Below are 23837 nucleotides of genomic sequence, written 5' to 3'. Positions count from 1 at the left end.
CGCGCGCCGGCGAACCTTTTCGAACGGCAGCCGTTGCCGTTCGTGAGCCCGTGTTTCAACGAAGACGCGGACATTTCCCCGGACGGACAGCCATGCGTACAACGGCGCTGGCCGAGATTTCTCTTAACTTTCAGATGGCTTACGCTAAGCTTGTCCAAACAGTTTCTTGCTGCAGCGCGCGAAAAGGCCATCACGACGGCGGCCATCGTCGAACGGCCGGGCCTTCAGACACGGCAGGCCCGGCCGCGTACGCAGCAACATTTGCGGGGATGAGTGCAATGGGTTGGCTTCGCTCACTGGTGACGGGTCTGTCTGTTCCCTGTCTCATGCTTGGGCTCCTGTTCTTCGCCGCTTCACTGACCCCTTCCCTTATTCCGCGCGGCCCGCTGGTCCAGGGCATTCTAGGCGGCATCGTCATCGCGCTCGGTTACTTGCTCGGGAAGATCGTCGACCTGGTCTGGCGCGCCGCAGACCTGCCCCGCCTGCGCGGCAAGGCCGCCTTGAGCGCCAATCTCGTGCTCGCCGCCGCTACGCTCCTGTTCATTCTCTGGACCGCAACATCCAGTCTGAAATGGCAGAACGAACTGCGGATCAAGATGGGCCTTGAACCCGCGGAAGCTCAACATCTCGTGACGATACTGGTCAGTGCAACGCTCACCTTTGTCGTCGCCTACCTGATCGGGGCGCTCGTCGTTGCCCTGTTCCGCTGGATCCGGTCCCGCTTCTACCGCTTCATGCCGGCGCGCCGGGCCAATGTTCTCGGTGTTGTCGCGGTGATCCTGATCCTGTTCGTGGTGACGCGCGACGGCATTCTCGATCGTGTCGTGACCGGTCTCGACGAAAGCTACGAGACGGCGCAACAGCTCTTCGACGCGGCCCCGCCGCCGCCGGATGATCCGCGCCATACCGGCTCCTCCGCCTCGCGGGTCGATTGGGCCGCCATGGGCAAGCCCGGGCGTGATTTCGTGTTGTCCGGACCGGACAGGGAAGCGATCTCCGCCTTCACCGGCAAACCGGCCATGGACCCGATCCGGGTCTATGTCGGCCGGGCGAACGCAGAGACGCCGGAAGACCGGGCAAAGCTGGCGCTTGAGGAACTCAAGCGGCTCAACGCCTTCGAGCGCAAGGTTCTGATCGTCACCAGTCCGACCGGGACCGGCTGGATGGATCCGGGGTCCCATGATCCGCTCGAATACATGCACGACGGCAACATCGCGACGGTCAGCGCCCAGTACTCCTACCTGCAATCGCCCCTTGCGCTGATCCTGGAAACGCGGACAGGGCTGGACCAGGCAACCGCCCTTCTGGAAGTCGTGCACGACCATTGGAAGACCTTGCCAAAGGACAGCCGCCCGAGGCTCTACGCCCACGGCCTCAGCCTGGGAGCCTGGTCCTCCATGTACGGCACCAACCTGTTCCGCATGGTCGGTGATCCGATTGACGGCGCGTTCTGGGCCGGTCCGCCGTTTCCCTCCGATCTCTGGAACTACGTGCAGAACGCACGCAACCCGGGCACGCCATGGGTGTTGCCGGAGATCGGAGACGGTTCGCTCGTGCGCTACGCTTCCCATTATGCCGACGCGTCGGAAGCGCCCGCCGGCTGGGGCGGCATGCGCATCGTTTTCCTGCAGTATTCGAGTGATCCGATCGTCTTCTATGATCCTTTCTCGCTCTGGCGCGCACCGCCCTGGATGAACGATCCGCCGGCCCCGGACGCATCGGAGCATCTCACCTTCATTCCGGTCGTCACCCAGTTCCAGCTCGCGCTCGATATGGCGCTGGCTTTCGGGGCCCCACCCGGACACGGCCATGCCTATTATGCGCAGGACTATATCGAGCCCTGGGTCCAGGTGACCGCGCCCGAAGGCTGGACGGATGCGGACACGCAACGCCTGAAGGCCCATTGCGACCTCGGGTTCCAGAACGGCTGTTCCAACTGATCTTATGTCGAAGCGCTTCCACAGGCTCCGAATCGGGCGTGTGCCGCGCGCGGAGGCACGCTGCACGGCTTCGCGCCGAAAGCCAGGGAATCCAAGCTTTCCAGACATTATTGAGCCCCGACGGCGATAAGAGGTTTCCAAGGTGTTAAAAATCACGCTATCAAGGGGTTACCTCTGAAACAGGCGATTGATTGCGCAATATGGCCCGTGAATTTGACCCTTACAGTCTGTCCAGCCCGAGGGCGTATCTGACCTTCATGATCATCTTCCTGGTGATCGTCGCCTTCATCGCCTTCATCCTGTTTCCGCAGATTTCCGTCGCCTTCATGAGCAATCCCGGGCTGAACGGGCTCATCGTGCTGGTCGGCGTGTTCGGCGTGCTCTTGCTGTTCGGCAGGGTCATCCGGCTGTTTCCGGAAATTTCCTGGGTGAACAGTTTCCGGATGGGCGACCCGGCGCTCGACACCCGTTCGCCCGTCCTGCTCGCACCGATGGCGGCCCTGCTCGGCAACAAGGCCGGGGACATGGCGCTGACGCCGACGACGGCACGCTCCATCCTCGATTCCATCGGCATGCGCCTGGAGGAATCCCGCGAGATGTCGCGCTACCTCACCGGCCTGCTCGTCTTCCTCGGTCTGCTCGGCACCTTCTGGGGCCTGCTCCAGACCGTGAGTTCGGTCGGCGCGACGATCCAGTCGCTCGACGTCGGTTCGGGCGATGCCAACGTGATCTTCGAAGATCTCAAGGCCGGGCTCGAAGCCCCGCTTTCCGGCATGGGCACCGCGTTTTCATCCTCGCTCTTCGGCCTCACCGGCTCCCTTGTCCTGGGCTTTCTCGACCTGCAGGCGGGCCAGGCCCAGAACCGGTTCTACAACGAACTTGAGGACTGGCTTTCGACCGTCACCGACATCGATCCGGAAGACGGTCTCTTCAATGCGCCCGATGCGCCGGGCGTCGAACAGATACAGGCCTCGATCCAGACACTTCAGAAAAGCGTCGAGGACGGCGGCGGCAAGAACGCGGCGCAGGCCATGGCCAATCTCGCCGAAGGCATCCAGGGACTGGTCAAGCATGTCCGCTCCGAACAGCAGATGATGCGGGACTGGGCGGAAGCGCAGGGCGAACAGCAGAAACGCATCGAAGGGCTGCTGACGTCGATCTCAGCCGCGTTCGATCGCGCGAAGGAGTAAGCTCTGATGGCCGCAGGATTGCGCGCCCGGCGCCGCGCCCAGACAACGGATTACTGGCCCGGCTTCGTCGATGCGATGGCAACCCTCCTGCTTGTCATCATCTTCCTCCTGTCGATATTCATGATCGCGCAGTTTTTCCTGTCGCAGCAGCTGTCCGGGCGCGACACGGTGCTCAACAGGCTGAATGCCCAGATCAGCGAACTGACGGAACTTCTGGCGCTGGAACGCGCAGCCTCCGGCGAGCTGGAGGACACGATTCTCGGCCTGCAGGCGAGCCTTTCCGATGCCGAAACGGAACAGAGCCGCTTGCTTGGACTTCTGGAAAGCAGTTCCGGCGCGGCCGATGCCGCCGGCGGACGGGCCGCACAACTGGAAAACCTGCTGGACGACGAGCGCCAGGTCAGCCAGGAAGCCCTTGCCCAGGTCGAACTGCTGAACCAGCAGATCGCGGCGCTCCGGCGGCAGATCGCGGCAGCCAACGCGGCTCTGGAAGCCTCCGAGGCCAAGGAAGCCGACAGTCAGGCCAAGATCGCCAGTCTGGGCCGCCGGCTGAACGCGGCCCTCGTCCAGCGCGTGCAGGAATTGTCGCGCTACCGGTCCGACTTCTTCGGTCGTTTGCGGGAAATCCTGTCGCAACGCTCCGACATCTCCGTGGTCGGCGACCGCTTCGTGTTCCAGTCGGAAGTCCTGTTCGATTCCGGCTCCGAGGACATCAACCCGGCCGGTGAACAGGAACTGGAAAAGCTGGCGGAAGCCATTCAGGAACTCAGCGCCCAGATCCCCGACGAGATCAACTGGGTCCTCCGGGTCGACGGGCACACGGACGCCCGCCCGCTGTCCGGTACAGGACGCCTGCGCAACAACTGGGAACTGTCCGCGGCCCGCGCGATTTCCGTCGTGCGCTATCTGATCGAAAAGGGCGTCGATCCGAAACGTCTGGTCGCCGCCGGTTTCGGTGAATTCCAGCCACTGGAAGAGGGCGAGGAACCCGAGGTCCTTGCAAGGAACCGCCGCATCGAGCTGAAGCTCACCGAGCGATGACCGCCGCGGTCACCGATGCGTCGGTGTCCATTTGTCCAGCGCCTCAAGCATCTTTTCATGCTCGCCCTCATGCATGCCGATATTCGTCTGGCTGTAGGGAAAATTCCGTGCCGTGACCTCGGTGTGGAATTTTCCGAGCGCAGCCACGCGCTCTTCGTGGATCTGCCTGTGCAGACGTCCGACATCACCAAAGGCGTAGGCGTGTTTCGGCGGTGTTTCTTCCTCGCTTGCCTCGCCGCAGATATCCGCAACGAAGGAGAAGATGGCATCGCCCGCTTTTCCCGACCCCAGCGAAAAGGTCACGATGGTGGTCTTGTCGTTGATCGCGGCCAGAACCTCTTCCGCAATGCATTCCGCTTCCACGGCAAACACCCCGGCATCTTCCATGCGCTTGAGCGTTTCGAAGATCTTCATTGCCTCACCGGCGGTCCGGCCCCAGGCACGCAGGCCGCCGCAATGATGGCTGAAGGTCGGGATCAGACCGATATGGCTTTGAACCGGGATGCCGTCGCGCGCCATCCGCTCCATCACGTCGAAGGACCGCAGCGTGTAGTACATGTCCGCGCCGTTGCGCATGGTCTCGTAGGCATGGGCGATGATCTCGTCATCCGAGCCGAATTGCGCCCAGGTCGATCCTGCGCCGGTGAAGTGATGCGGCGCGATCCGCCGGACATCCTCCATCTGGTCCGCGCCGACCACGAACAGGTCGATGCCCGCCTCGACGCAGGCACGCAATTCATCATTGTCGGCCGGATTGGCCATCGACAGCGTGCGTCCCGATCCCTTCAGCGCGCGCAGGTCGGCCACGGTGTAGTTGCGCTTCGCCGGGTTTCGGCTGAAGTCGTAGATCCGCTTCATGGGGTCGGTTCCTTTTCCGGGGCCGGTCAGGCTTTTGTGAGCTGTTCCGGAAGTCCGGTGATCTGGTTTTCGCGGATCACGGCCGGATCGTAGGCCTTGCGGGAGAACACCTCGCGGACCATCGGTTCGAAGCTTTCCAGCGGTTCGCTCACATAGTCCGGATCGAAGCTGGACTGGTCCCAGTGTTCGCAAAAGGCCGCGCATGTGTCGAATAGCGGGTGGTCCCGATAGCGGTCACGCGCGTTGCGGTCCCAGCCGTAATGATGACCGAAATAGAGCGTCTGGAAGATGCCGTGATGCTCGACCGTCCAGGCGACTTCCCACCTGACGAAGGGACGGATCACTTCCGCCGACATCTTGTCGTGGTTCTGCGGCGCAAGCCCGTCGCCGACATCGTGCAGCAGGGCGCCGACGACCCAGTCGATGTCCGCACCGTCCCGGAGCGCCCGCGTTCCGGACTGAAGGCCATGTTCGAGACGGGTGATCTTGTAACCCTCGAGCGTTGCTTCCCCCGCCCTGCGCAGCTCGTCGAGCACACGGTCCGCCGTCAGGGCCAGGAACGGTTTTTCCAGCTTTTCCAGAAGGTCGTAATCTTCCTTCGTGCCGTCTTTCATCGCGGTGAAGCTGACGGTCTGGCTCATGTGGCATCTCCTTGTGCATACAACTCGACGGTCTGTTCAGCGCCCGCGGAAAGTGTTTCGGCCTGGCCTGCGAGTATCCGATCATAAAGCGCAAGATCGGCCGGATGAAAGAGCCCGCGCGGTCCGGCGATGCAGTCCCAGCCGCCACGGGGCGTTTCTCCCCGGACCGGCATGGCCCAGTCACGCCCGGGCGCATGATCGCGCACGGCGGGGGTGACGTAGCGAATGGCGAGCCCGATCCGGCGGTCCCGGCTGTTGTTGGCGCCGGACGCGTGAAAGCAGCGTCCGTGATGCAGCGACATTTCCCCCGGCCTCAGGGGCCCGTGCACGGCAGCGGTCTCGTCGACGCCCGCAATCGATTGCCCGCGCGACAGGAGATTGTCCGCGTCAAACGTGTCTTCGTGTTCGGCGATCCGGCCCTTGTGGCTGCCCGGGAGGAAGCGCATGCAGCCCGCCTCGACGGAGACGTCCGACAAGGCAACCCAGGCCGTCACCTCGTCATCGGTCTCCCCCATCCCCCAATAGGTGATGTCCTGGTGCCAGGAGACGGTCTTCTTGGTCCCCGGTTCCTTGATGAAGAGTTCCACCGACCAGGCAAGCAGATCCGGTCCGAGCACGCTCTCGACCGCGTCGAGAATGGCGGGTGTCCGGGCGGCCTCGGCAAGCATCGGGATGACCACGTGTCCGTTGACCCGGAAGAACTGGGCAAGGTCGTGTCCGCCGGCGCCGTCACCATGTTCGGCCTCAAGCGCTTCGATCTGCCGGCGCAGCAATGCGGCTTCGCTTGCGGAAAAAACCGGAAGGCCGGCGACAAACCCGTTCTGGCGATAATCGTTGAGATGGCTTGGCGTGAAATCAAGCATCAGGGTCTCCTCCATTTCGCCTGAAGCTACAGGTTGAAACCACGATGAGAAGACAGATCTCTTGCCCATCAGAATAAGCTGAGCTTATGCTAAAATCATGACCAAACGCATTCCCTCTTTGAACTGGTTGCGGGTGTTCGAGGCCGCCGCGCGCTCCGGCAGTTTCGCGCGGGCTGCCGAGAACCTCGCCATGTCGCCTCCGGCCGTGAGCCAGCAGATCCGTGCCCTGGAGGCACACCTGGGCCGCCCCCTTTTTGAACGGGCGGCAGCGGGCGTTTCGCTGACAGAAGCCGGCCGCGGCCTGTTGGGTGTCGTCGGTGATGCGCTCGGGCGGATGGAAATGGCGGCGGCCTCTCTGGCCGCTCCCGGTGGACCGCCGCTGGTGGTCGGCGTTTCAATGGCGTTTTCCGTCGGCTGGCTGATCCCGCGGCTTCCCGCCTTCGCATCGGCGCACCCCAACGTGACGCTCGAACTCCATTCCCTGCTTGGCCGTCCGGAAACCCCACCCAGAACCGCGACGCTCTGGATCGCATTCGGGCCGCCCCCGCCGGGGACAGAAGGAGAAGCCCTCTTTGGTGAGCGGCTCGAACCGGTCGCCCATCCTGAGATTGCCGCGCAGGTCCGCACGCTCGACGATGCCCTCGCGCATCCCCTGATCGAAGTTGCCGATCACCGGCGCAACTGGACCCAGATCTTTGGCGGCGAGGTACTCCCGGGCAGCGCGCGCGTGACCTATGTCGACACGACGCTTAGTGCCCTTTCGCTTGCCGGCGCCCGTGGCGGCATTGCACTCGCGCGCCCGCCGGCAAGCGACGATCTGGTCGCAAGATATGGGCTTGTACCGTGCCTTCCGGACTTCGGCATGCGCGGGGTCGAGGAGTATCACGTCCTTCATGCGGCTGGTGCCCTGCTCGATCCCCACGCGAAGGCATTTCTTTCTTGGATTTGCGGCGAAGCCGGGAAAACGCGCCGGACACTGGATCCATAGCAAGCCTCCGCCACATCCCAGGTGGCTGAGTGGCTGATGGCGAAAAAAGCTAAAATCACGGCGAGAAAAGTTTATTGCCCTGACGCCGCAGCAGGCAAGCTGAAAGGAGCCTTTGGGAGGAAAACGGCGTGTCCGAGACAACAGAAATCGCATCCGGTTACGACCCCGATCCGTCGCGTTCCAGTTCACTTCAGGCGGCGGCCTACGTGGAACCGGACTGGTTCAGATCCGACGTGAACGCGATCATCGCACGGACGTGGCAATGGGTGTGCCATGTCGAAAAGACACGCCAACCGGGATCCTACGTGACCGTCGAGATCGCGGGTCATCCGATTGCGGTGGTGCGTGCGAAGGACGGCGTTCTGCGCGCCTTCTACAATGTCTGCAAGCACCGGGCACATGAACTCCTGTCCGGCGAAGGCTCGACCACACGGATCATGTGTCCCTACCATGCCTGGGTCTACCGGCTGGACGGACAGCTCGTGCGGGCACCGCACACGGAGTCGCTCCAGGATTTCGACACCGCGGACATCTGTCTCGACGAAGTCCGGGTCGAGGAGTTTTGCGGCTTCGTCTTCGTCAACCTGGACCGTCACGCACGAACCCTGTCGGAACAGTCCGGGGACCTGGAAACCGAGATCAGGCACTGGGCCCCGGACATCGATCAGCTGACTTTCGGCCATCGCCTGACCTACGACATCAAGTCCAACTGGAAGAACGTCGTCGACAATTTCCTCGAGTGCTACCATTGCCCGACGGCACACAAGGATTTCTGCGATCTGGTCGACATGGAGACCTACAAGGTGACGACACACGGCATCTATTCCAGCCACATGGCGGATGCGGGCAACGCTGCAAACAGCGCGTATGATGTCTCCAATGCCAGTGTCAGGACCCATGCGGTCTGGTGGCTGTGGCCGACCACGTGCCTGATGCGCTATCCGGGCCGGTCCAGCATGATCGTGCTCAACATCATCCCGGTCGGACCGGACCGTACGCTGGAGACCTATGACTTCTTCCTGGAAACGCCGGAACCGAACGACATGGAACGCGATGCGATCCGCTATCTCGACGAGGTTCTGCAGGTCGAGGATATCGGCCTTGTCGAAAGCGTGCAGCGCGGCATGAACACCCCGGCCTTCACGCAAGGCCGCATCGTTCACGACCCGGACGGATCGGGGAAATCGGAACACGCGGTCCACCATTTTCATGGCCTGGTGCTGGATGCCTATGCAAGGGGCGCCGCGTGACGGCGCCCAACATTGTCGTGGTGATGGCCGACCAGCTGGCACCGCACTTTACCGGCGCTTACGGGCATCCCCTGGTCAAGACACCGCATCTCGATGCGCTGACCTCGCGCGGCATGCGTTTCGATGCCGCCTATTGCAACTCGCCGCTCTGCGCACCGTCGCGCTTTGCCTTCATGTCCGGCCAATTGATCAGCCGCATTGCCGCCTATGACAATGCATCGGAATTCAGGGCCTCCATCCCGACCTTCGCCCATTACCTGAAGGCGCTCGGCTACCGGACCTGCCTCTCCGGCAAGATGCACTTTGTCGGACCGGACCAGATGCACGGTTTCCAGGACCGGGTGACGACGGACATCTACCCTTCCGATTTTGCCTGGACGCCGGACTGGGAAGCCGCGGACGAGCGGATCGACAAGTGGTACCACAACATGCAGACCGTGAAGGAAAGCGGCATTGCCCATGCCACCTTCCAGATCGACTACGACGACGAGGTCGGTTTCGCGGCCCGCCGCTGGCTGTTCGACCGGGCGCGCGACAGGACGGTAGGGGAAAGATCGCCCTTCGCGCTGGTGGCAAGCTTCATTCATCCCCACGATCCCTATGTTGCGCGGCCGGAATGGTGGAACCTTTACGAGGATGCGGACATTCCGCTTCCCGCCGATGTTCCGCGCCTTGAAGACCAGGACCCGTTTTCGCGCCGGCTCATGGACGGGATCGAAGCGTCCTATGTCCCGCTGAGCAAGGAGGAAGTGCGCCGGGCGCGCCAGGCCTATTTCGCCAACGTCAGCTATTTCGACAGCAAGATCGGTGAGATCGTCGAAACCCTTGATGAGATCAACGAGCTGGACAACACGATCGTGATCGTGACGGCGGATCACGGCGACATGCTCGGCGAGCGCGGCCTCTGGTACAAGATGAATTTCTTTGAATACTCCGCGCGCGTGCCGCTTGTCATGGCCGGGCCCGGCATCGCAAACGGCCATGCGAAGAACGCATGCTCCCTGGTCGATCTGCTGCCGACCTTCCTGGAGATTGCAGGCGGCACGTCGGAGATGCTCGGAGAGCCGATCGATGGCCGCAGCCTGCTTCCGCTGGCGCGCGGTGAACAGGACCCTATGGACGAGGCCATCGGCGAATACTGCGCCGAAATGACGGCCCACCCGGTGATCATGATCCGCTGCGGTTCGATGAAATACATTCACTGCGACAGCGACCCGCCGCAACTTTACGATCTGAAACGCGATCCCGAAGAAAGAACCAACCTCGCCGCGGACCCGCAATATGCTGACATCGCCGCGCGCTTTGCCGATGAGGTCGCCCGGCGCTGGGACGGGGTGGAACTGCGCCGCAAGGTCATGGCCACCCAAAAGTCACGCCGCGCGCTGCACGCGGCCATGGAAGCGGGCGCCGGTGAAGCCTGGGACTACAATCCGCCGTCCGATGCCAGCCAGCAATATGTCCGGAACCACATGGACTGGACGGTTGCCGCCAATCGCTACCGTTACCCTCCGCTGAAGGAGAAAAAGAATGATGCTTGATGGCAAGGTCGCGCTCGTGACGGGCGCAAGGGGCGGGATCGGCCGCGCGATCGTCGCGCGTTTTGTGAAGGAAGGCGCCAAGGTCCATGCCGCCGACCTCAGCCCTGCGGGTTCTCTTGACGTTGCTGAAGACGACGGCAGCCGCTTCCTCAAACTGGACGTGACCAGCGAGGCCGATGCCATCAATGCGATGGAACAGATCCGGGAGGAAGACGGCAAGCTCGACATACTTGTCAACGCCGCCGGGATCGAGATCGAGAAGACCATCGAGGACACGTCCCTTGAAGAGTGGAACCGCTCGTTCGCGGTCAACGTGACCGGCACCTTCCTGACATCGAAATACGCGCTCCCGCTTTTGCGCAGGGCAGCCCGATCGGGGGCAAGCGCCAGCCTGATCAATTTCGGCTCCTATGACGGTTTCATCGCAGATCCCGGGCTTGCCGCCTATTGCGCCACCAAGGGCGCCGTGCATGCGCTCACCCGGGCCATGGCCTGTGATCACGGACCGGAAGGCATCCGCGTCAACGCGATCTGCCCCGGCTATATAGACACGCCCATGCTGCAGAGCTTCTTCAACGGAGACGGCTCGGGCGGCGGTGGCGGCAACATCGAAACCCTGCAGCAGGCCGTCCGGGACGTGCATCCGATGCGCACCTACGGAACTCCGGAAGACATTGCCAATCTGGTCAACTGGTTGGCCTCGGACGAAGCGCGCTATGCCTCCGGGCAGCTTTGGGTCCTCGATGGCGGCCTGTCGGCCCAAGTTCAGCAGATGAGGCTGTGATGCCCAGATCCGTTATCATCACCTGTGCCCCGACCGGCGGCATCCACACACCGTCCATGTCGCCCTACCTGCCGGTCACCCCGGCGGAGATTGCAACCGCCAGCATCGAGGCTGCCGAAGCCGGTGCGTCCATCATCCACCTGCACGCGCGCGACCCGGAAACCGGCAAGCCCGATCCGAGGCCGGAAACGTTCAACCAGTTCCTGCCGGTGATCAAGCAGTCCACCGATGCGGTCATCAACGTCTCGACCGGCGGCGGTCTCGGCATGACGATGGACGAGCGGCTGCTGGCCGCGACCACGGCCAGCCCGGAAATGGCGTCCCTCAACATGGGCTCGATGAATTTCGGCATCTTTCCGATGCTGCAGAAATACACGGAGTTCGAGCATGACTGGGAGCGGCCATTCCTGGAGATGACCGAGGACTTCATCTTCCCCAACACCTTCCGCACGATCCGCTATGCGATCGAGAAACTGGGCGGCGATCACGGAACGAAATTCGAGTTCGAATGCTACGATCTCGGCCATCTCTACAACGTCAAATGGTTTGTCGATCAGGGTCTGATCAGGCCGCCGTTCTTCATCCAGTTGGTGTTCGGCATCCTCGGTGGAATGGGCGCGGACGCGGACAACCTCCTGCATCTTCACAAGAAGGCGGACGAGCTCTTCGGTCCGCAGAACTATGAGTGGTCGGTGCTTGCCGCCGGGCGCCACCAGATGCCGTTTGCAACGCAAAGCGCGATGCTGGGCGGCAACCTGCGTGTCGGTCTGGAGGACAGCCTCTTCATCGGCAAGGGCGAACTTGCGACCTCCAACGCGCAACAGGTCAGGCGCATTCGCGACATTCTGGAAAATCTTGGCCTGTCCATCGCCACACCGGCGGAGGCGCGCGAACGGCTGGCGCTCAAGGGTGGCGACAAGGTCGGCTTCTAGGGAGGATTGGATATGCAGACACGCATGTTGATAAACGGGGAGCTGGTGGAAGGAACCGGTGAGGGCCTGGCGGTCCTGAACCCTGCCAGCGAAGCGACCGTGGAAACCGTGAAGGAAGCCGGCGAAGACCAGATCGACGCGGCGGTGAGCGGTGCAGCCGAGGCCTTCGAAACATTCTGTGCAACATCGCCGGCGGAACGCTCGGCGCTGCTTCTGCAGATCGCGGACGTGATCGAGCAGAACAGCCGGGAACTGGCAGAGCTGGAAAGCCTCGATGTCGGCAAGCCCTGGCCGTCCGCCCTTGACGACGAGATGCCGCTGACGATCGACGTGTTCCGCTTTTTTGCTGGCGCAGCCCGCACGATGACCGGCTCGGCAGCAGGCGAATATATTGCCGGGCACACCTCCATGATCCGGCGCGATCCCGTCGGCCCCGTTGCCGCGATAGCCCCGTGGAACTACCCTCTGATGATGGCAAGCTGGAAACTGGCAGCCCCGATCGCCGCCGGGTGTTCCGTGGTTCTGAAGCCGTCCGAACTCACGCCCCTGTCGACCCTGAAGCTTGGCGAACTGCTGCAGGACGTGGTGCCCAGGGGTGTTGTCAACATCATCCACGGGCGCGGTCCGCTGGTTGGCAGCGCGCTGATGAACAGCCCGCACATGGAAGCGATCAGCGTCACGGGGTCACCTGCAACGGGCATGGCCGCCATGCGGGCAGCATCCAGCCGGATACGGCACGTCCATCTGGAACTCGGCGGCAAGGCTCCGGTCATCGTCTTTGACGATGCGGATCTGGATGCAGTTGCGGAAACCATCCGCTATGGCAGCTATTTCAACGCCGGTCAGGACTGCGCCCAGCCCTGCCGCGTGCTGGTCGCCGACAGGGCCTATGACCGCCTTGTCGCCGCCATTGCCGACCAGGTCGGCCAGATCAGGACAGGAGCGCCGAAGGAAGATGGAACCGAGATGGGACCCCTCGTCTCGGCGGCACAAAGGGACAGGGTGGCGGGCTTCGTCGAGCGTGCCGGGGCAAGCGCCGAGATCGTGCTTGGCGGGAGCGCTGGCAGCGGGCCGGGGTTTTTCTATGATCCCACCGTGATTGCCGATGTCGACAATGCGTCGGAAATCGCCTGCGACGAGGTCTTCGGGCCGGTCGTCACGGTGTCGCGGTTTTCCGATGCCGATGAGGCCCTGAAGATCGCCAACGCCGGATCCTACGGTCTCGCGTCCTCGGTCTGGACCCGCGACATCGGCCTTGCCATGCGCATGACGTCCAGACTGCGCTATGGCTTCACCTGGGTGAACACCCACGGCATGGCAACGCCGGAAATGCCCTGGGCCGCGATGAAGGGCTCGGGCTCCGGGTGCGACATGTCCGTCTATGCGCTCGACGCCTATACATCGATCCGTCACGTCATGGTTGCCCACTGATGCGCCTGGCCGGAAAGAAAGCCCTTGTGACTGGCGGCAGGCAGGGGATCGGCAAGGGCATTGTCGATGCCTTTCTGGCCGAGGGCGCTCATGTCACAGCCTGCGGCCGCGGCGGGAAACCTGCCGGGTATCCGGCGGACTGGCTGACCCTGGATGTCGCGGATGCCGAGGCTGTCACGGCTGCGGCGGCGTCCTTCGAAACGCTCCACATCCTGGTCAACAATGCCGGCGTCCAGGTGGAAAAGACCGTTGTCGACAGCACGGACGAAGACTGGGCCCACGTGATGAACACGAATGCACGCGGCGTGTTCAACACCTGCCGCGCCTTCATTCCGCTGATGCGCGCGGGTGGATCGATCATCAATATCGGCTCGATATCGGGCAATGTCGCTGACCCGTCCATGGCGCTCTACAATGCATCGAAGGCCTTCGTCCACGGGCTGACACGATCCATCGCAGTCGACCACGGACCTGCGGTCCGCTGCAACGCGATTTGTCCGGGTTGGATCGAGACCGGAATGCTCGACGCCGGGTTCGACCTTGCGAACGATCGGGAAAGAGCCAGGGCCGATGCACTTCAGCGTCACGCTGTGCGGCGCTTCGGACAGCCGCGCGACATTGCCGCCATGGCGGTCTGGCTTGCCTCGGACGAGGCCGGCTTCGCCACCGGTCAACTCTTCACGGTCGACGGCGGCATGACCGCCGCCTCACCGCTCAATCCGGGACTGTTCTGATGAACCAGATTTCAAATGTTGCAGTTCTGGGCGCCGGTGTCATCGGCGCAAGCTGGACCACCTTGTTTCTCGCCTCCGGGCGTGACGTCACCGTCTATGATCCGGCCCCGGACGCCGAGACGAAAGTGAAGACCTACATTGAGACCGCCTGGCCATCCCTGGAAGCCCTCGGTCTCACATCTGGAGCAACGGCCGGACGGGTCTCGTTCTCGAGCACCGCCGCCGAAGCCTCTGCCAGCGCGGATTTCATCCAGGAAAACGTGCCCGAGCGGCTGCCGCTCAAACACGCGATCTACGCTGAAATCGAGCCGGTTCTTTCAAGGACCGCCATCGTGTCCAGTTCCACATCCGGCCTGACGCTGGAAGCCTTGCAGGAAGGATGGCAGAACCCTGCGAACTTCGTTCTGGGGCACCCGTTCAACCCGCCGCATCTCATTCCTCTGGTTGAGTTGACGGCCAACGAAGGGACCGATCCGGCGGCGCTCGATAGGACGGAAGCCTTCTACGAAGCGATCGGCAAGGTCACGATCCGCATCAGGAAGGGCATGCCCGGTCACGTTGCCAACCGACTGCAGGCGGCTGTCTGGCGCGAGGCCGTTTACATGGCCGTCGAAGGCGTTGCCAGCGTGGAAGACATCGACAAGGCGATGTGGGCCGGACCCGGCCTCAGATGGGCGGCGATGGGACCGACAATGCTGTTTCACCTGGGCGCCGGCGACGGCGGCCTTCAGGCCTTCTGCGATCATTTCAGGGAGACGTTCAACGGCTGGTGGGAGGGCCTCGGCGATCCGCGCCTGGACGAGGACGTGATCGGGAAACTGGTTGCCGGGATGAACGAGCAGGCGCGGGGACGCAGTCCCCGGGAGCTTTCCGAAGAGCGGGACAGGATGCTGGTCGCGCTCCAGGCCGCGACCCGGTCGCTCAGGGACCGGGCTTCGGAGTGACGAACGCCAGGTCGTTTGCCGCAATTTCGCGATCTGCGACCTGGCACTGCCTGGCTAAAAGACCTGCGGATAGGCAGCCGCCACAATCATTCCCGCGATCATCGCCCAGATGACATTCCGGGAAAACGCAGCAACGAAGACCGCACAGACGGTCGCCGCAAATGCCTTCAGGTCCATCGTGGCAAGGGACGAGGCCACGAGAGCCGCAATGACGGAAACCGACACTCCCCCTAGGAACCTCTCGATGCGCGGCGTCATCGTCACCCGGGCCATGAGCATGGCGCCGGAGAGCCGTGTCCCGAGCGCGACCAGCGCGAGAATCGCGATGGCAACGAAATAGGAACTGTCACTCAGCATGACGCATCGCGGCGACACTGCCGCCGAGGAGTGCGGCCAGAATGATGTTCCAGCCATTGGGGAGATAGGGCAGCGTCGTCACCGACGCACCGATTGCGACGATGACCGGCAACCGAAGGGATGGCGTCGAGCGCACCATTCCAAATGCGGTTGCAGCGAAGAAACAGAGCATCACGACACCAAAGCCGAAGGCATCCGTATCGCCGAGCAGGTTTCCCCCGAAAGCCCCGGCGGCCGTGCTGCCGGCCCATGTGATCCAGAGCATCAGGCCGCCCCCGAGGAGCGGCCCGAGATCTGTTTCTCCGCGCCGCAGGAGCGTTTGCGTATCGGCAAAGTTTGCATCGCTCAGAAACATCAGTGTCAGGACACGCTTGCCTGCCGGAAGCCGGTTGACCCATCGGGCCAGAGCGGCACCCATGATCAGGTGTCGGCCGCTCAGCGCCAGCGCAACCAGGCCGAGGGAAAAGAAGGCCACGGGATCCTGGAGAAAGTCGAGTGCAGCGAATTGCGCCGTTGCCGTGAACACGAAGCTGCTCATCAGCGTCGCCTTGATCGGGCTGATTCCGCTGTCTGTCGCAGCAATGCCAAACGCGATGCCGAAGGGAATGACAAACAGGCAAATCGGCAACAGCCGCATCATGCCGCGCAAGACGCCGGACATCGACAGCATCACGTTTTGCGAATGTCTAACCATAATAAAGGTTAGATATCCTTACAGCTTGCCTGTCAACCTGTATAGAGGTTAGAAAATGCCATGAGCTATTCTGAAGGACATCCCGTTCGCGCCGTCGGCGGACGCCTTGCGCTTGATTTTGTCAACACGGCCGATTGGACAGCGAACGCCGATGTAGCACACGAGAAACTGAACTGCCTGACTGATCTCGACGTCTGGCTGCGGGCGCTGCAGATAGAGGCGCGCTGTGGCTGCACACTGGATCAGCTGAAATCTCTCAGATCCGATCTTCGGGCGATGATTCTGGAAGGGAAGAGCTCCGAAACCTTGAACGCTGTCAGGGAGTTGGACTTTGGCACCAGGACGGGGTCGCCACTTCTGCTGGAAGGCCTCTTGGCCGCATCTGCGATCTCCATACTGGCCGATCCCAGGGAGCATGGCCGCCTCAAGATGTGTCCGGGCAACAACTGCGGTTGGCTGTTCATTGATGAGACCAGGAACAGCAGGCGGACCTGGTGCAGCATGGAAAGCTGCGGCAACAGGGCAAAGGCCGCAAGGCATTATCAGCGCACCAGGAAAAGCACCGTGTCCCGGTAGTCTCGCAGCAGAGGTGAAATCCGGCAGCGCGCGCATCGCCCAGCGCCTCACACCCCTCCGGTGACCGGCTGATAGCCGCCTATTCCGATCCCTGCGTATCCGGCCCGGGACTGTGCATCGGCCAGGCGCGGAACTCGAAGGGAACCCGGCCTTCGATCCGGTCGCTCCCCGGCGAGAGCCCAAAGCGCTGCTTGTAAGACCGGCTGAAATGCACCTGGCTGTTGAAACCGGACGCAGCAGCGATTTCGCTGAGTTTCATCTCCGTTTGTGTCACCAGCCCGCGCGCCCGGTCGAGCCGGATGTCACGGTAGTATTCGACCGGTGACCGGCGCACATAGTGTCTGAACAGGCGGCTGAGCTGGCGCTGTGACACATGAAGACGTGCACAGATGTCCGGGATGGAAAGCGGGTCTTCGAGATTTTGCTCCATCAGATCGATCGCGCGCCTCACGGTGCCCGGCGTTGCGTGACCTGTCGGTTCGGGTCCCTTCGGATTCTGCGAATGTCCTTCACCCCGGATGTGATGATGAAACAGGTACCGGGACGCGGCGTTCGCAATGCTGACGCTGGCTTGACGTCGCAGGAAATGCAGCGCCAGGTCGGTTGACGCCGAACCGCCGCAGCAGGTGAAAACCCGCTCGTCGATGACGAAGAGATCCTCGCTGACGGCTGTCTCCGGGGCGACTTCGATCAAGGCGTCGATATGCTCGTAGTGCACGGTGGCGGTTCTTCCGGCCAGAAGTCCGGCCTTCGCGAGCACGAACGCCCCGGTATCGAGCCCGCCGACGACCACGCCTTCGCGCGCCCATTTCTTCAGCGGTCCGAGCACCCGATCCGTGTAGTGACGTTCCGGGGTCCAGCTCGTGCTGACGAGAACCAGGTCGGGTTTTGCCGCGTCCAGATCGGCAATCGCCTTGGTGTCGACACTTAGCCCGCTGCTCGACGGAACAGGCCCGCCCCGGTCGGACACGACCGTCCAGGAAAACCGGGCCGTTCCGCTCAGATAGTTGGCGACCCGGAACGGGTCGATGAACGAGGTTGTCGCCGACACGTTGAAGTGCGGCGTGACGAGAATGACGATCCTGACGGGGTCGGCCTGATCAACGGACATGGCGAATTTTGTATTCATGCGGCCGAAAAAATCAAATGAGACGGTAACAACGCCTATCGGCCGACGTGGCGTGGACCTGCCAAATCTTGCTAATGTGCCCAAAACGACATTCGAAATCATTCCGGGCAATCGACCATGAAGCGCATCTATGATTGGGACGCCAGCTTTTCGCTCCGCAACTACACCGCCGCAGACCTGCGTGCGCTCAAGGGAAAGCAGAAACTGACACAGACGACGGCGAATTCCGTGGAAGAAGCAGCCGCCGCAGCGGACGCCGGCATCGATCTGATCATGGGCAACGCCCAGAACACAAAGGCAGCGCGCGAAGGTGCCCCGCATCTGTTTTTCACCGCCGCGATCGCCTTGCCTGACTTTCCGACCGAGGCCGATGTCCTGAGCGCGGCGTTCGAGGCCATGAAGGACGGCGCGGATTCGGTCTATACCGCGCGCGGACCTCATGTTGTTGAACTTCTGGCAAAAGAGCAGATCCCGGTCATGTGCCATCTCGGACTGGTTCCGCGCAGGTGCGGGTGGCATGGTGGACTGCGCGCGATCGGGCGGACCGCAGACGAGGCCGTGGAGCTTTGGAAAGCCTTCCGCCGCATGGAAGACGCGGGGGCGTTCTCGGTCGAGGCGGAAGTCATACCGGCCCCGGTCATGGAAGAAATCAGCCGCCGCACGTCGCTGGTCACGATGTCACTCGGCTCGGGGAGTGGTGGCGATGTCATCTATCTCTTCCAGAACGACATTTGCGGCGAAGACACGAAGCGCCCGAGACATGCACGAGCCTTTGGCAATATTCATGCGCTTCAGGAACAGATCCGTGCTGAACGCCGGTCCGCGCTCAGCGCCTTCAGGGAGGCCGTTCACTCGGGCAGTTTCCCGGCTCGTCCGGAAACGGCGAATATCGACGATCAGGCGCTTTCGGAATTCATGGATCGCATCGCGCGCGAATCCGGCACCTGAAAGGCGTTTGATCCCCCGGACAGACCCGAGACTTTGAACAGGAAACGTCATGTCAGACTCTGACGCTGAAACGCCCGATCCGGACACTTTCGTCGAACAACTCGAACGGACCATCGAGCGCGATACCGTCCTGTTGCGCCGGGGGCTGGATCTTCACGAAAAATTCTGTGTGGCGGCGGACGCGCAGGAGGCCAAGCGCGAGCAGGCCGAGAAGGAAGCCGCTTCCCGCGGCGAAAAACGTCCTTTTGTCGAGACGGAAGAGGAAAGGGCCTGGGACGTCTATCACGATCGCGCCCTCACCGGCATTGCGATCGACAACCGGCACGTGCTGGAACAGCTTGGCCTCGATCCCCGCAACTCCGCCCTCTACGAAACCTTTCCCGAACTCCTGACGCAGGCCTGCAATCCGCAGACCCCGATCCTCTACGATCCGTCGATCCGGCGCTTCGGCCTCAAGGAGACCTGGGGACCCGCACTGCGCACCATCAGCCATTGCCCGTGGAGCGGCCGGAAACTGCCGGAGGATCTCGCAGACCGGTGGTTTGACCTGATCGAGGAACTGATGGGAACCGACGACTGGTCGACCGATGAGGCTCGCGAAAAGCTGAGCAGCGACTATTTCAACGAGACCTGGTGGATCGAACGCGGGCTCTAACCGCCCCTCAGGAGCTCAGAAGAAGCTGTTGGCTCTCGCGAAAACGGTCCTCTTGACTTCCGCCCTGCCCCCGGTCCAATCAGACCCATGCAGCTTCTCAAGGGTCACTGGCAACTCATCGCGATAACGCTTGTCCTGTTCCTCTTGTGGAACACGCCGGCAGTGATCCCGCTGAAGATCCTGATCGTGTTCCTGCACGAACTCGCTCATGCCATTGCCACCGTGCTGACCGGCGGGTCGGTGGTCGATCTTTCGGTGTCTCCCAACCAGGGCGGACACGTGATTTCGAGAGGCGGCAACCGCTTCATCACCCTGTCGGCAGGCTATCTCGGCTCGCTCGTGATCGGTATCGTGCTACTGGTCATCGCCCTTCGAACGCATGCCGACCGCGCCGTCCTGGCAATCTTCGGCTGCCTGACCCTTCTCGTTACCGTTCTTTACGTCCGGGACGGGTTTGCGCTTCTGTTCTGCGGGGTCACCGGCCTTGGCATGCTCGCGATCGCGCGCTACCTGAGCCGGCCCGTCAACGACATGGTGCTGCGCGTGATCGGTCTGTCGAGCATTATCTACGTGCCCTATGACATTTTCGACGACACGATCCGCCGGTCCGGTGCCCGTTCCGACGCCTACATGCTGGCCGACGAGTTCGGCGGAACGACCCTGTTCTGGGGTGGCCTGTGGCTCCTCCTGAGCCTCGCCGCGATTTTCTGCTGCATCCGGTACGGTCTCGGCGCCGACAGCAACCTCTCATTCCGCGAAAAGACCCGAGAGTAAGCCCGGCTTTTCCGGACGGTGACCGGTCCCGGGGAATGCCCGCAGCAGGACCTGCTAGGTGATGGACTCATAAATGAGGCCGAAAGGTTTGAGGCGGATTACTTCTCCTCAAGGAGCGGAAGCGCAGGAAATGTGGTTCATTTTCGAGCCTTTCGCGACGCCGGGGAGGCGTAATCCGGTCAAATCCGAAGGACATGGAAATGGCTTCACCCCGTGGCGTCAGCGTGCTTGACCGGGCAGGAAGCCCGCTCCGCACACCCTTCCTGACGGGATCTCGCCATTTCCCATGCCATTTCAGTCTCATTTTTGGGTCCATCACCTAAGCTTCTGCCGCCATCGGGCCCATACACTCGGCGAGACTGGCGTGGAACCACCGGATCGGGTCCTCCGCCCCCGGACCGCGCGAGAGTGGCCCGAACTCGAAACCGGGCATTTCCAGACCGCGCTGGGTCTTTTCGCAGATCCAGATATCCTCTGTCTGAAAGTCACCGGTTTCCAGAGCCGGCCTGGTCCAGTTGTCCGAGGAAATCACCCCTGTCTTCTTGTCGTAACCCGGAATGGAGTCGCGCTCGTCCGTCCATTGCCACGGGCCGACCCACTGGCGGACCTCCAGCCGCGTCTTTGCTGGGGCGTAGGGCTTGAGCGAAGTGATCGAGAACCCGTAGGGCGTCGGCACGATCAAGGTGAGCGGGAAAAGAAAAAAGACGCCGCCATATCCTGGCTCAGACGCGCTTTCGATGCGACCCGAGGAACCCGCCTCCTCGCGGATCTTCTGCGGCAGGCGGTGCCGCACCCCTTCTTCGTTGGCATACCAGATCATGTGATCCCCGGCCTCTACCCAGACATTCTTGTCCGGCGCGGGTCCGCCGAGCGTGTTTTCGTGAAGATAGGCAAGGTGATACCCGTCCAGGGCGTTCTCGGCAAAGACCTTCCAGTTGCACTTGAGGTCATAGACGAGCGGAACGGCCTCCTTGACATCACTGGAAAACAGGTCGTGCGGCCAGGCCCTGTCTGCAATCGGCTTCACCCAGGCTTCGAAGGAGGCCCCGGCATTCGGATTGACGAAGACAAGGTCCTTGAAGACACCGACCGCCGCCGGTTTCAGGCCGAGATTTGTCCGCTCGAGATCGGCGAAACAGCTGCGCATGTCTGGAACGCCCCGCAGGGCGCCGTCAAGGCCGTAGGTCCAGCGGTGATAGGGGCACACGATCGTGCCACCGGTATTCCCCGTCGCATTGTCCAGCAAGGTCGAACCACGGTGGCGGCAGAAATTGTGAAAGGCGTTGAGGGTCCCGGTCTTGTCCAGAACTACCAGAACCACGGACGCTCCGACCTCCACAAGCCGGTAGTCTCCGGGTTCGGCGAAGTCACGGGTCGTGCCGGCAAATGCCCAGGCATCGCGAAACAGCGTCGCGCGTTCGAGCATGAACCGGTCCTGGCTGAAATAGGCGTCCGGGCGCAGACGCTTGGCGTCAGTCATTGTGGACCTCCAGTGCGGTCAACAGAAGCTTTGCGGCGGATTTGGAAGAAGTGACGAACCGTGCGTTAATGCCGATCGGATAGAGCGCCTCGACGTTGAAGTAGATGCCGGACAGTCCCGCCGCGACTGTTTCCAGAAGCTCGGCAGGCGCACGCGGGCAGCTGCGCGCAAGGACGTCTTCAAGGCGCTTGACGAAATCGTCCAGCCAGTGTTGCAGCTGCCTAGCGAGCAGCGGATCTCCGGGGGCGGCCGCGCTCAAAGCATTGAATACCAGGACAAGCTGCGGATTGGCGCCACGCGGGTCGAACAGGATATTCAGAAGCGTCTCGAGGCGTTTCTCGTCCGGCAGTGATGACACCAGGTCTTCCATCGCCGTTCTACTGCGCGCGAGAAACCGTTCCACCAGGGCCTCCTGAAGGGCCTCCTTGTTGCCGATATTATGCCGGATGAGCGGCCTTGCCAGACCGGCGATCTCGGCCGTCTTGCCCAGCGTCGCCCCCTCAAGCCCGTAGCGCGCGACACAGTGTTCGAACGCATCCAGGATCTGTTCCCGGCGGTCTTCCTTGATCTCGGGCCGTGCCAATCCGCACCTCCTGATAAATTTTCATTCTTGACAATCAATCTAGCCGATCGCATTTAATTGTCAAGTTTGATAATTTTGGAGCAATCTCTTGGAAATCTTGCTTGCCCCGCTCAGCACTGATTGGCTGCTGGAGTTGGAAGTCTTCATCAACGACTGGTTCTTCGTCCTGGCGCTGGCATTTCTCGGCTTCGAAATGATCCGTTACCGGGTCGTCAGGAAACTGAGCTGGATGCTGATCGGCGATACGCTGACGAACTATGTCACGCTTGCGCTCTTCATCGCCATCACGGTTCTGGCGCTCGGAACCTTCTACGTTGCCGCCTTCTTTTTTGTTTTCCAGTTCGCGATTTTCGATATCGAGATCAATTGGCTGACGGTGCTGATCTGTATCGTGCTGGCAGACCTCGTCTACTATTGGGAGCATCGCTTCCTGCACCGGGTCAACCTGGGCTGGGCGACCCACTCGGTGCACCATTCCTCGCCCTTCTTCAACATATCCGTCGCCTACCGCTTCGGCCCGATGGATTCCTTCTGGCCGGTTTTCTTTCATCTGCCGCTGGTTCTGCTCGGGTTCAATCCGATCGTCGTCCTGTTTGCAGAGGTGATCGTTCAGGTCTACCAGACCGCGCTTCACACCGAGGCCGTCGGCAAGCTGCCCCGTCCCGTCGAAGCGGTGATGAACACGCCATCGCATCACCGGGTTCACCACGGCTCGAACCCGGACTATCTCGACAAGAACTACGGCGGCATCTTCATCATCTGGGACCGCATGTTCGGCACGTTTGCGGCCGAAAGGGAACAGGTCACCTACGGTTTGGTTCATCCCATCAACTCGGTGAACCCCATCATTGCCTTCCTGCACGGCTTCCAGCGCCTTGCCCGGGAGACCTGGCAGACACCCGGCCTTGTCAACAAGGTCCGTGTCCTGGTGAACCCGCCGGGCTGGCAGCCGAAAGAAAACCCGCGAACACCGTCAGACTGAGAGGAGACACACGATGCCAACCACGGCACAACGCATTTCGGCAATCTTGATCAGCGCCGTCCTTCTTGCCGGCGGGGCATTTGCCGCCAGTCTGGTTCCTTCGGCGGAGGCCGAGCAGAAAACCGGCACCAGGAAAGCCCTGGAGATCACCTTTGAAGGCGTCCGCAACAGTGACGGGCACGTGATCGTCTTTGTTTTCGATGACGCGGACGCCTACAACACGTCCGATTATGGCGCTGCCGTCGGCTACAGGGAAGTCCCGGCCTCGACCGGCACGCTGAGTGTCTCTTTTCCCCGCCTGACATCTGGCCCCTATGCGGCCGTTGCGTTCCACGACGAGAATGGAAACCGGGACCTGGACATGAACGGCACGATCCCCCGCGAGGGCTACGCCGTTACGGGCGCGAAGGATGCCTTTGACGAACCTGCCTTCGAAAGGGCCGCCAGCGATGAACGGTCCAGGAGACTGCGGGTGCACTACCTGAACTGAAGCGTTTGCAGAGGCCAGCAAAAAACCGCCGGCTG

25 protein-coding genes are annotated in these 23837 nt (G+C 62.1%); 17 read left to right on the top strand and 8 right to left on the bottom strand.

Going from position 1 to position 23837, the window contains the following annotated elements:
- Positions 1–278: 278 nt before the first annotated feature.
- From ACO08A_RS14610 to ACO08A_RS14600, 3 genes are all read left to right on the top strand, one after another.
- Positions 279–1940, top strand: a complete 1662-nt coding sequence (locus ACO08A_RS14610; RefSeq protein ID WP_422036758.1) for an alpha/beta hydrolase — start codon at positions 279–281, stop codon at positions 1938–1940.
- 200 nt (positions 1941–2140) lie between these two features.
- A complete protein-coding gene (locus ACO08A_RS14605; RefSeq protein WP_421979793.1) occupies positions 2141–3130 on the top strand; it encodes a flagellar motor protein MotA in 990 nt (329 codons plus the stop codon).
- Positions 3131–3136: 6 nt separating this feature from the next.
- A complete protein-coding gene (locus tag ACO08A_RS14600) occupies positions 3137–4171 on the top strand; it encodes a peptidoglycan -binding protein (RefSeq protein ID WP_319384130.1) in 1035 nt (344 codons plus the stop codon).
- A gap of 9 nt (positions 4172–4180) precedes the next feature.
- Here ACO08A_RS14600 and ACO08A_RS14595 read toward each other — a convergent pair whose 3' ends face one another.
- The 3 genes from ACO08A_RS14595 to ACO08A_RS14585 are packed head-to-tail and all read right to left on the bottom strand — an operon-like array spanning position 4181 to position 6533.
- Entirely contained in the window at positions 4181–5029 is an 849-nt protein-coding gene (locus ACO08A_RS14595; protein ID WP_422036757.1) for a 3-methyl-2-oxobutanoate hydroxymethyltransferase, read from the bottom strand.
- A 26-nt stretch (positions 5030–5055) separates the two neighbouring features.
- Complete coding sequence (locus ACO08A_RS14590) at positions 5056–5670, bottom strand: HD domain-containing protein (RefSeq protein ID WP_422036756.1); 615 nt, start codon at positions 5668–5670, stop codon at positions 5056–5058.
- Positions 5667–6533: a phytanoyl-CoA dioxygenase family protein gene (locus ACO08A_RS14585; protein ID WP_422036755.1), complete on the bottom strand. Its 867-nt coding sequence runs from the start codon at positions 6531–6533 to the stop codon at positions 5667–5669. The genes ACO08A_RS14590 and ACO08A_RS14585 overlap by 4 nt, the downstream gene beginning before the upstream one ends.
- A gap of 97 nt (positions 6534–6630) precedes the next feature.
- Here ACO08A_RS14585 and ACO08A_RS14580 point away from each other — a divergent pair, with 97 nt between their 5' ends.
- From ACO08A_RS14580 to ACO08A_RS14545, 8 genes are all read left to right on the top strand, one after another.
- On the top strand, positions 6631–7521 hold the full coding sequence (locus ACO08A_RS14580; protein ID WP_422036754.1) for a LysR family transcriptional regulator: 891 nt from the start codon (positions 6631–6633) through the stop codon (positions 7519–7521).
- Positions 7522–7649: 128 nt separating this feature from the next.
- On the top strand, positions 7650–8771 hold the full coding sequence (locus ACO08A_RS14575) for an aromatic ring-hydroxylating oxygenase subunit alpha (protein WP_422036753.1): 1122 nt from the start codon (positions 7650–7652) through the stop codon (positions 8769–8771).
- Positions 8768–10309 carry a choline-sulfatase gene (gene betC, locus ACO08A_RS14570; protein ID WP_422036752.1) on the top strand — a complete coding sequence of 514 codons (1542 nt, stop codon included), beginning with the start codon at positions 8768–8770 and terminating at the stop codon, positions 10307–10309. Before ACO08A_RS14575 ends, betC begins: the two co-directional genes overlap by 4 nt.
- Positions 10299–11093, top strand: coding sequence for an SDR family NAD(P)-dependent oxidoreductase (locus ACO08A_RS14565; RefSeq protein WP_422036751.1), 795 nt, complete (start codon positions 10299–10301; stop codon positions 11091–11093). Before betC ends, ACO08A_RS14565 begins: the two co-directional genes overlap by 11 nt.
- Positions 11090–12025, top strand: a complete 936-nt coding sequence (locus ACO08A_RS14560; RefSeq protein WP_422041708.1) for a 3-keto-5-aminohexanoate cleavage protein — start codon at positions 11090–11092, stop codon at positions 12023–12025. Before ACO08A_RS14565 ends, ACO08A_RS14560 begins: the two co-directional genes overlap by 4 nt.
- 12 nt (positions 12026–12037) lie before the next feature.
- Positions 12038–13456, top strand: coding sequence for an aminobutyraldehyde dehydrogenase (locus tag ACO08A_RS14555; protein ID WP_422041707.1), 1419 nt, complete (start codon positions 12038–12040; stop codon positions 13454–13456).
- Positions 13456–14190 (top strand): SDR family NAD(P)-dependent oxidoreductase, encoded by a 735-nt coding sequence (locus tag ACO08A_RS14550; protein ID WP_422041706.1) that lies wholly within the window; start codon positions 13456–13458, stop codon positions 14188–14190. The genes ACO08A_RS14555 and ACO08A_RS14550 overlap by 1 nt, the downstream gene beginning before the upstream one ends.
- Positions 14190–15134, top strand: coding sequence for a 3-hydroxyacyl-CoA dehydrogenase NAD-binding domain-containing protein (locus ACO08A_RS14545; protein WP_422041705.1), 945 nt, complete (start codon positions 14190–14192; stop codon positions 15132–15134). Before ACO08A_RS14550 ends, ACO08A_RS14545 begins: the two co-directional genes overlap by 1 nt.
- A gap of 54 nt (positions 15135–15188) precedes the next feature.
- Here the strand turns inward: ACO08A_RS14545 and ACO08A_RS14540 are convergent, their stop codons facing one another.
- Together ACO08A_RS14540 and ACO08A_RS14535 are read right to left on the bottom strand one after the other, a co-directional pair.
- Entirely contained in the window at positions 15189–15491 is a 303-nt protein-coding gene (locus tag ACO08A_RS14540; RefSeq protein ID WP_422041704.1) for an AzlD domain-containing protein, read from the bottom strand.
- The gene (locus ACO08A_RS14535) at positions 15481–16185 is read right to left on the bottom strand and encodes an AzlC family ABC transporter permease (RefSeq protein ID WP_422041703.1); all 705 of its coding nucleotides are present in this window, start codon (positions 16183–16185) and stop codon (positions 15481–15483) included. Before ACO08A_RS14535 ends, ACO08A_RS14540 begins: the two co-directional genes overlap by 11 nt.
- Positions 16186–16245: 60 nt before the next feature.
- Here ACO08A_RS14535 and ACO08A_RS14530 point away from each other — a divergent pair, with 60 nt between their 5' ends.
- Positions 16246–16761, top strand: a complete 516-nt coding sequence (locus ACO08A_RS14530) for a CGNR zinc finger domain-containing protein (RefSeq protein ID WP_422041702.1) — start codon at positions 16246–16248, stop codon at positions 16759–16761.
- A gap of 79 nt (positions 16762–16840) precedes the next feature.
- Here the strand turns inward: ACO08A_RS14530 and ACO08A_RS14525 are convergent, their stop codons facing one another.
- Positions 16841–17872: a GlxA family transcriptional regulator gene (locus ACO08A_RS14525; RefSeq protein WP_422041701.1), complete on the bottom strand. Its 1032-nt coding sequence runs from the start codon at positions 17870–17872 to the stop codon at positions 16841–16843.
- Positions 17873–18007: 135 nt separating this feature from the next.
- Here ACO08A_RS14525 and ACO08A_RS14520 point away from each other — a divergent pair, with 135 nt between their 5' ends.
- From ACO08A_RS14520 to ACO08A_RS14510, 3 genes are all read left to right on the top strand, one after another.
- Entirely contained in the window at positions 18008–18838 is an 831-nt protein-coding gene (locus ACO08A_RS14520; protein WP_422041700.1) for a 3-methyl-2-oxobutanoate hydroxymethyltransferase, read from the top strand.
- 49 nt (positions 18839–18887) lie between these two features.
- Positions 18888–19493 (top strand): DUF6980 family protein, encoded by a 606-nt coding sequence (locus ACO08A_RS14515; RefSeq protein WP_422041699.1) that lies wholly within the window; start codon positions 18888–18890, stop codon positions 19491–19493.
- 87 nt (positions 19494–19580) lie between these two features.
- Positions 19581–20267, top strand: coding sequence for a M50 family metallopeptidase (locus ACO08A_RS14510; RefSeq protein ID WP_422041698.1), 687 nt, complete (start codon positions 19581–19583; stop codon positions 20265–20267).
- A 319-nt stretch (positions 20268–20586) separates the two neighbouring features.
- Here ACO08A_RS14510 and ACO08A_RS14505 read toward each other — a convergent pair whose 3' ends face one another.
- Positions 20587–21747 (bottom strand): aromatic ring-hydroxylating oxygenase subunit alpha, encoded by a 1161-nt coding sequence (locus ACO08A_RS14505; protein WP_422041697.1) that lies wholly within the window; start codon positions 21745–21747, stop codon positions 20587–20589.
- Positions 21740–22330: a TetR/AcrR family transcriptional regulator gene (locus ACO08A_RS14500; RefSeq protein ID WP_422041696.1), complete on the bottom strand. Its 591-nt coding sequence runs from the start codon at positions 22328–22330 to the stop codon at positions 21740–21742. Before ACO08A_RS14500 ends, ACO08A_RS14505 begins: the two co-directional genes overlap by 8 nt.
- 88 nt (positions 22331–22418) lie before the next feature.
- Here ACO08A_RS14500 and ACO08A_RS14495 point away from each other — a divergent pair, with 88 nt between their 5' ends.
- A complete protein-coding gene (locus tag ACO08A_RS14495; protein WP_422041695.1) occupies positions 22419–23312 on the top strand; it encodes a sterol desaturase family protein in 894 nt (297 codons plus the stop codon).
- Between the two features lie 13 nt (positions 23313–23325).
- Positions 23326–23802, top strand: coding sequence for a DUF2141 domain-containing protein (locus tag ACO08A_RS14490; RefSeq protein WP_422041694.1), 477 nt, complete (start codon positions 23326–23328; stop codon positions 23800–23802).
- The last annotated feature ends 35 nt before the right edge of the window (positions 23803–23837 follow it).

The organism is Roseibium sp. (assembly GCF_965232425.1).
Taxonomy (GTDB): Bacteria; Pseudomonadota; Alphaproteobacteria; order Rhizobiales; family Stappiaceae; genus Roseibium.
This window is presented reverse-complemented; position numbering and strand designations above follow the sequence as displayed.

Bases quoted from the DNA above. Each gene is read 5' to 3' on its own strand.
- ACO08A_RS14610 (WP_422036758.1), top strand. From the start codon at position 279: ATGGGTTGGCTTCGCTCACTGGTGACGGGTCTGTCTGTTCCCTGTCTC.
- ACO08A_RS14605 (WP_421979793.1), top strand. From the start codon at position 2,141: ATGGCCCGTGAATTTGACCCTTACAGTCTGTCCAGCCCGAGGGCGTAT.
- ACO08A_RS14600 (WP_319384130.1), top strand. From the start codon at position 3,137: ATGGCCGCAGGATTGCGCGCCCGGCGCCGCGCCCAGACAACGGATTAC.
- ACO08A_RS14595 (WP_422036757.1), bottom strand. From the start codon at position 5,029: ATGAAGCGGATCTACGACTTCAGCCGAAACCCGGCGAAGCGCAACTAC.
- ACO08A_RS14590 (WP_422036756.1), bottom strand. From the start codon at position 5,670: ATGAGCCAGACCGTCAGCTTCACCGCGATGAAAGACGGCACGAAGGAA.
- ACO08A_RS14585 (WP_422036755.1), bottom strand. From the start codon at position 6,533: ATGCTTGATTTCACGCCAAGCCATCTCAACGATTATCGCCAGAACGGG.
- ACO08A_RS14580 (WP_422036754.1), top strand. From the start codon at position 6,631: ATGACCAAACGCATTCCCTCTTTGAACTGGTTGCGGGTGTTCGAGGCC.
- ACO08A_RS14565 (WP_422036751.1), top strand. From the start codon at position 10,299: ATGATGCTTGATGGCAAGGTCGCGCTCGTGACGGGCGCAAGGGGCGGG.
- ACO08A_RS14555 (WP_422041707.1), top strand. From the start codon at position 12,038: ATGCAGACACGCATGTTGATAAACGGGGAGCTGGTGGAAGGAACCGGT.
- ACO08A_RS14550 (WP_422041706.1), top strand. From the start codon at position 13,456: ATGCGCCTGGCCGGAAAGAAAGCCCTTGTGACTGGCGGCAGGCAGGGG.
- ACO08A_RS14545 (WP_422041705.1), top strand. From the start codon at position 14,190: ATGAACCAGATTTCAAATGTTGCAGTTCTGGGCGCCGGTGTCATCGGC.
- ACO08A_RS14540 (WP_422041704.1), bottom strand. From the start codon at position 15,491: ATGCTGAGTGACAGTTCCTATTTCGTTGCCATCGCGATTCTCGCGCTG.
- ACO08A_RS14535 (WP_422041703.1), bottom strand. From the start codon at position 16,185: ATGGTTAGACATTCGCAAAACGTGATGCTGTCGATGTCCGGCGTCTTG.
- ACO08A_RS14530 (WP_422041702.1), top strand. From the start codon at position 16,246: ATGAGCTATTCTGAAGGACATCCCGTTCGCGCCGTCGGCGGACGCCTT.
- ACO08A_RS14525 (WP_422041701.1), bottom strand. From the start codon at position 17,872: ATGTCCGTTGATCAGGCCGACCCCGTCAGGATCGTCATTCTCGTCACG.
- ACO08A_RS14520 (WP_422041700.1), top strand. From the start codon at position 18,008: ATGAAGCGCATCTATGATTGGGACGCCAGCTTTTCGCTCCGCAACTAC.
- ACO08A_RS14515 (WP_422041699.1), top strand. From the start codon at position 18,888: ATGTCAGACTCTGACGCTGAAACGCCCGATCCGGACACTTTCGTCGAA.
- ACO08A_RS14510 (WP_422041698.1), top strand. From the start codon at position 19,581: ATGCAGCTTCTCAAGGGTCACTGGCAACTCATCGCGATAACGCTTGTC.
- ACO08A_RS14505 (WP_422041697.1), bottom strand. From the start codon at position 21,747: ATGACTGACGCCAAGCGTCTGCGCCCGGACGCCTATTTCAGCCAGGAC.
- ACO08A_RS14490 (WP_422041694.1), top strand. From the start codon at position 23,326: ATGCCAACCACGGCACAACGCATTTCGGCAATCTTGATCAGCGCCGTC.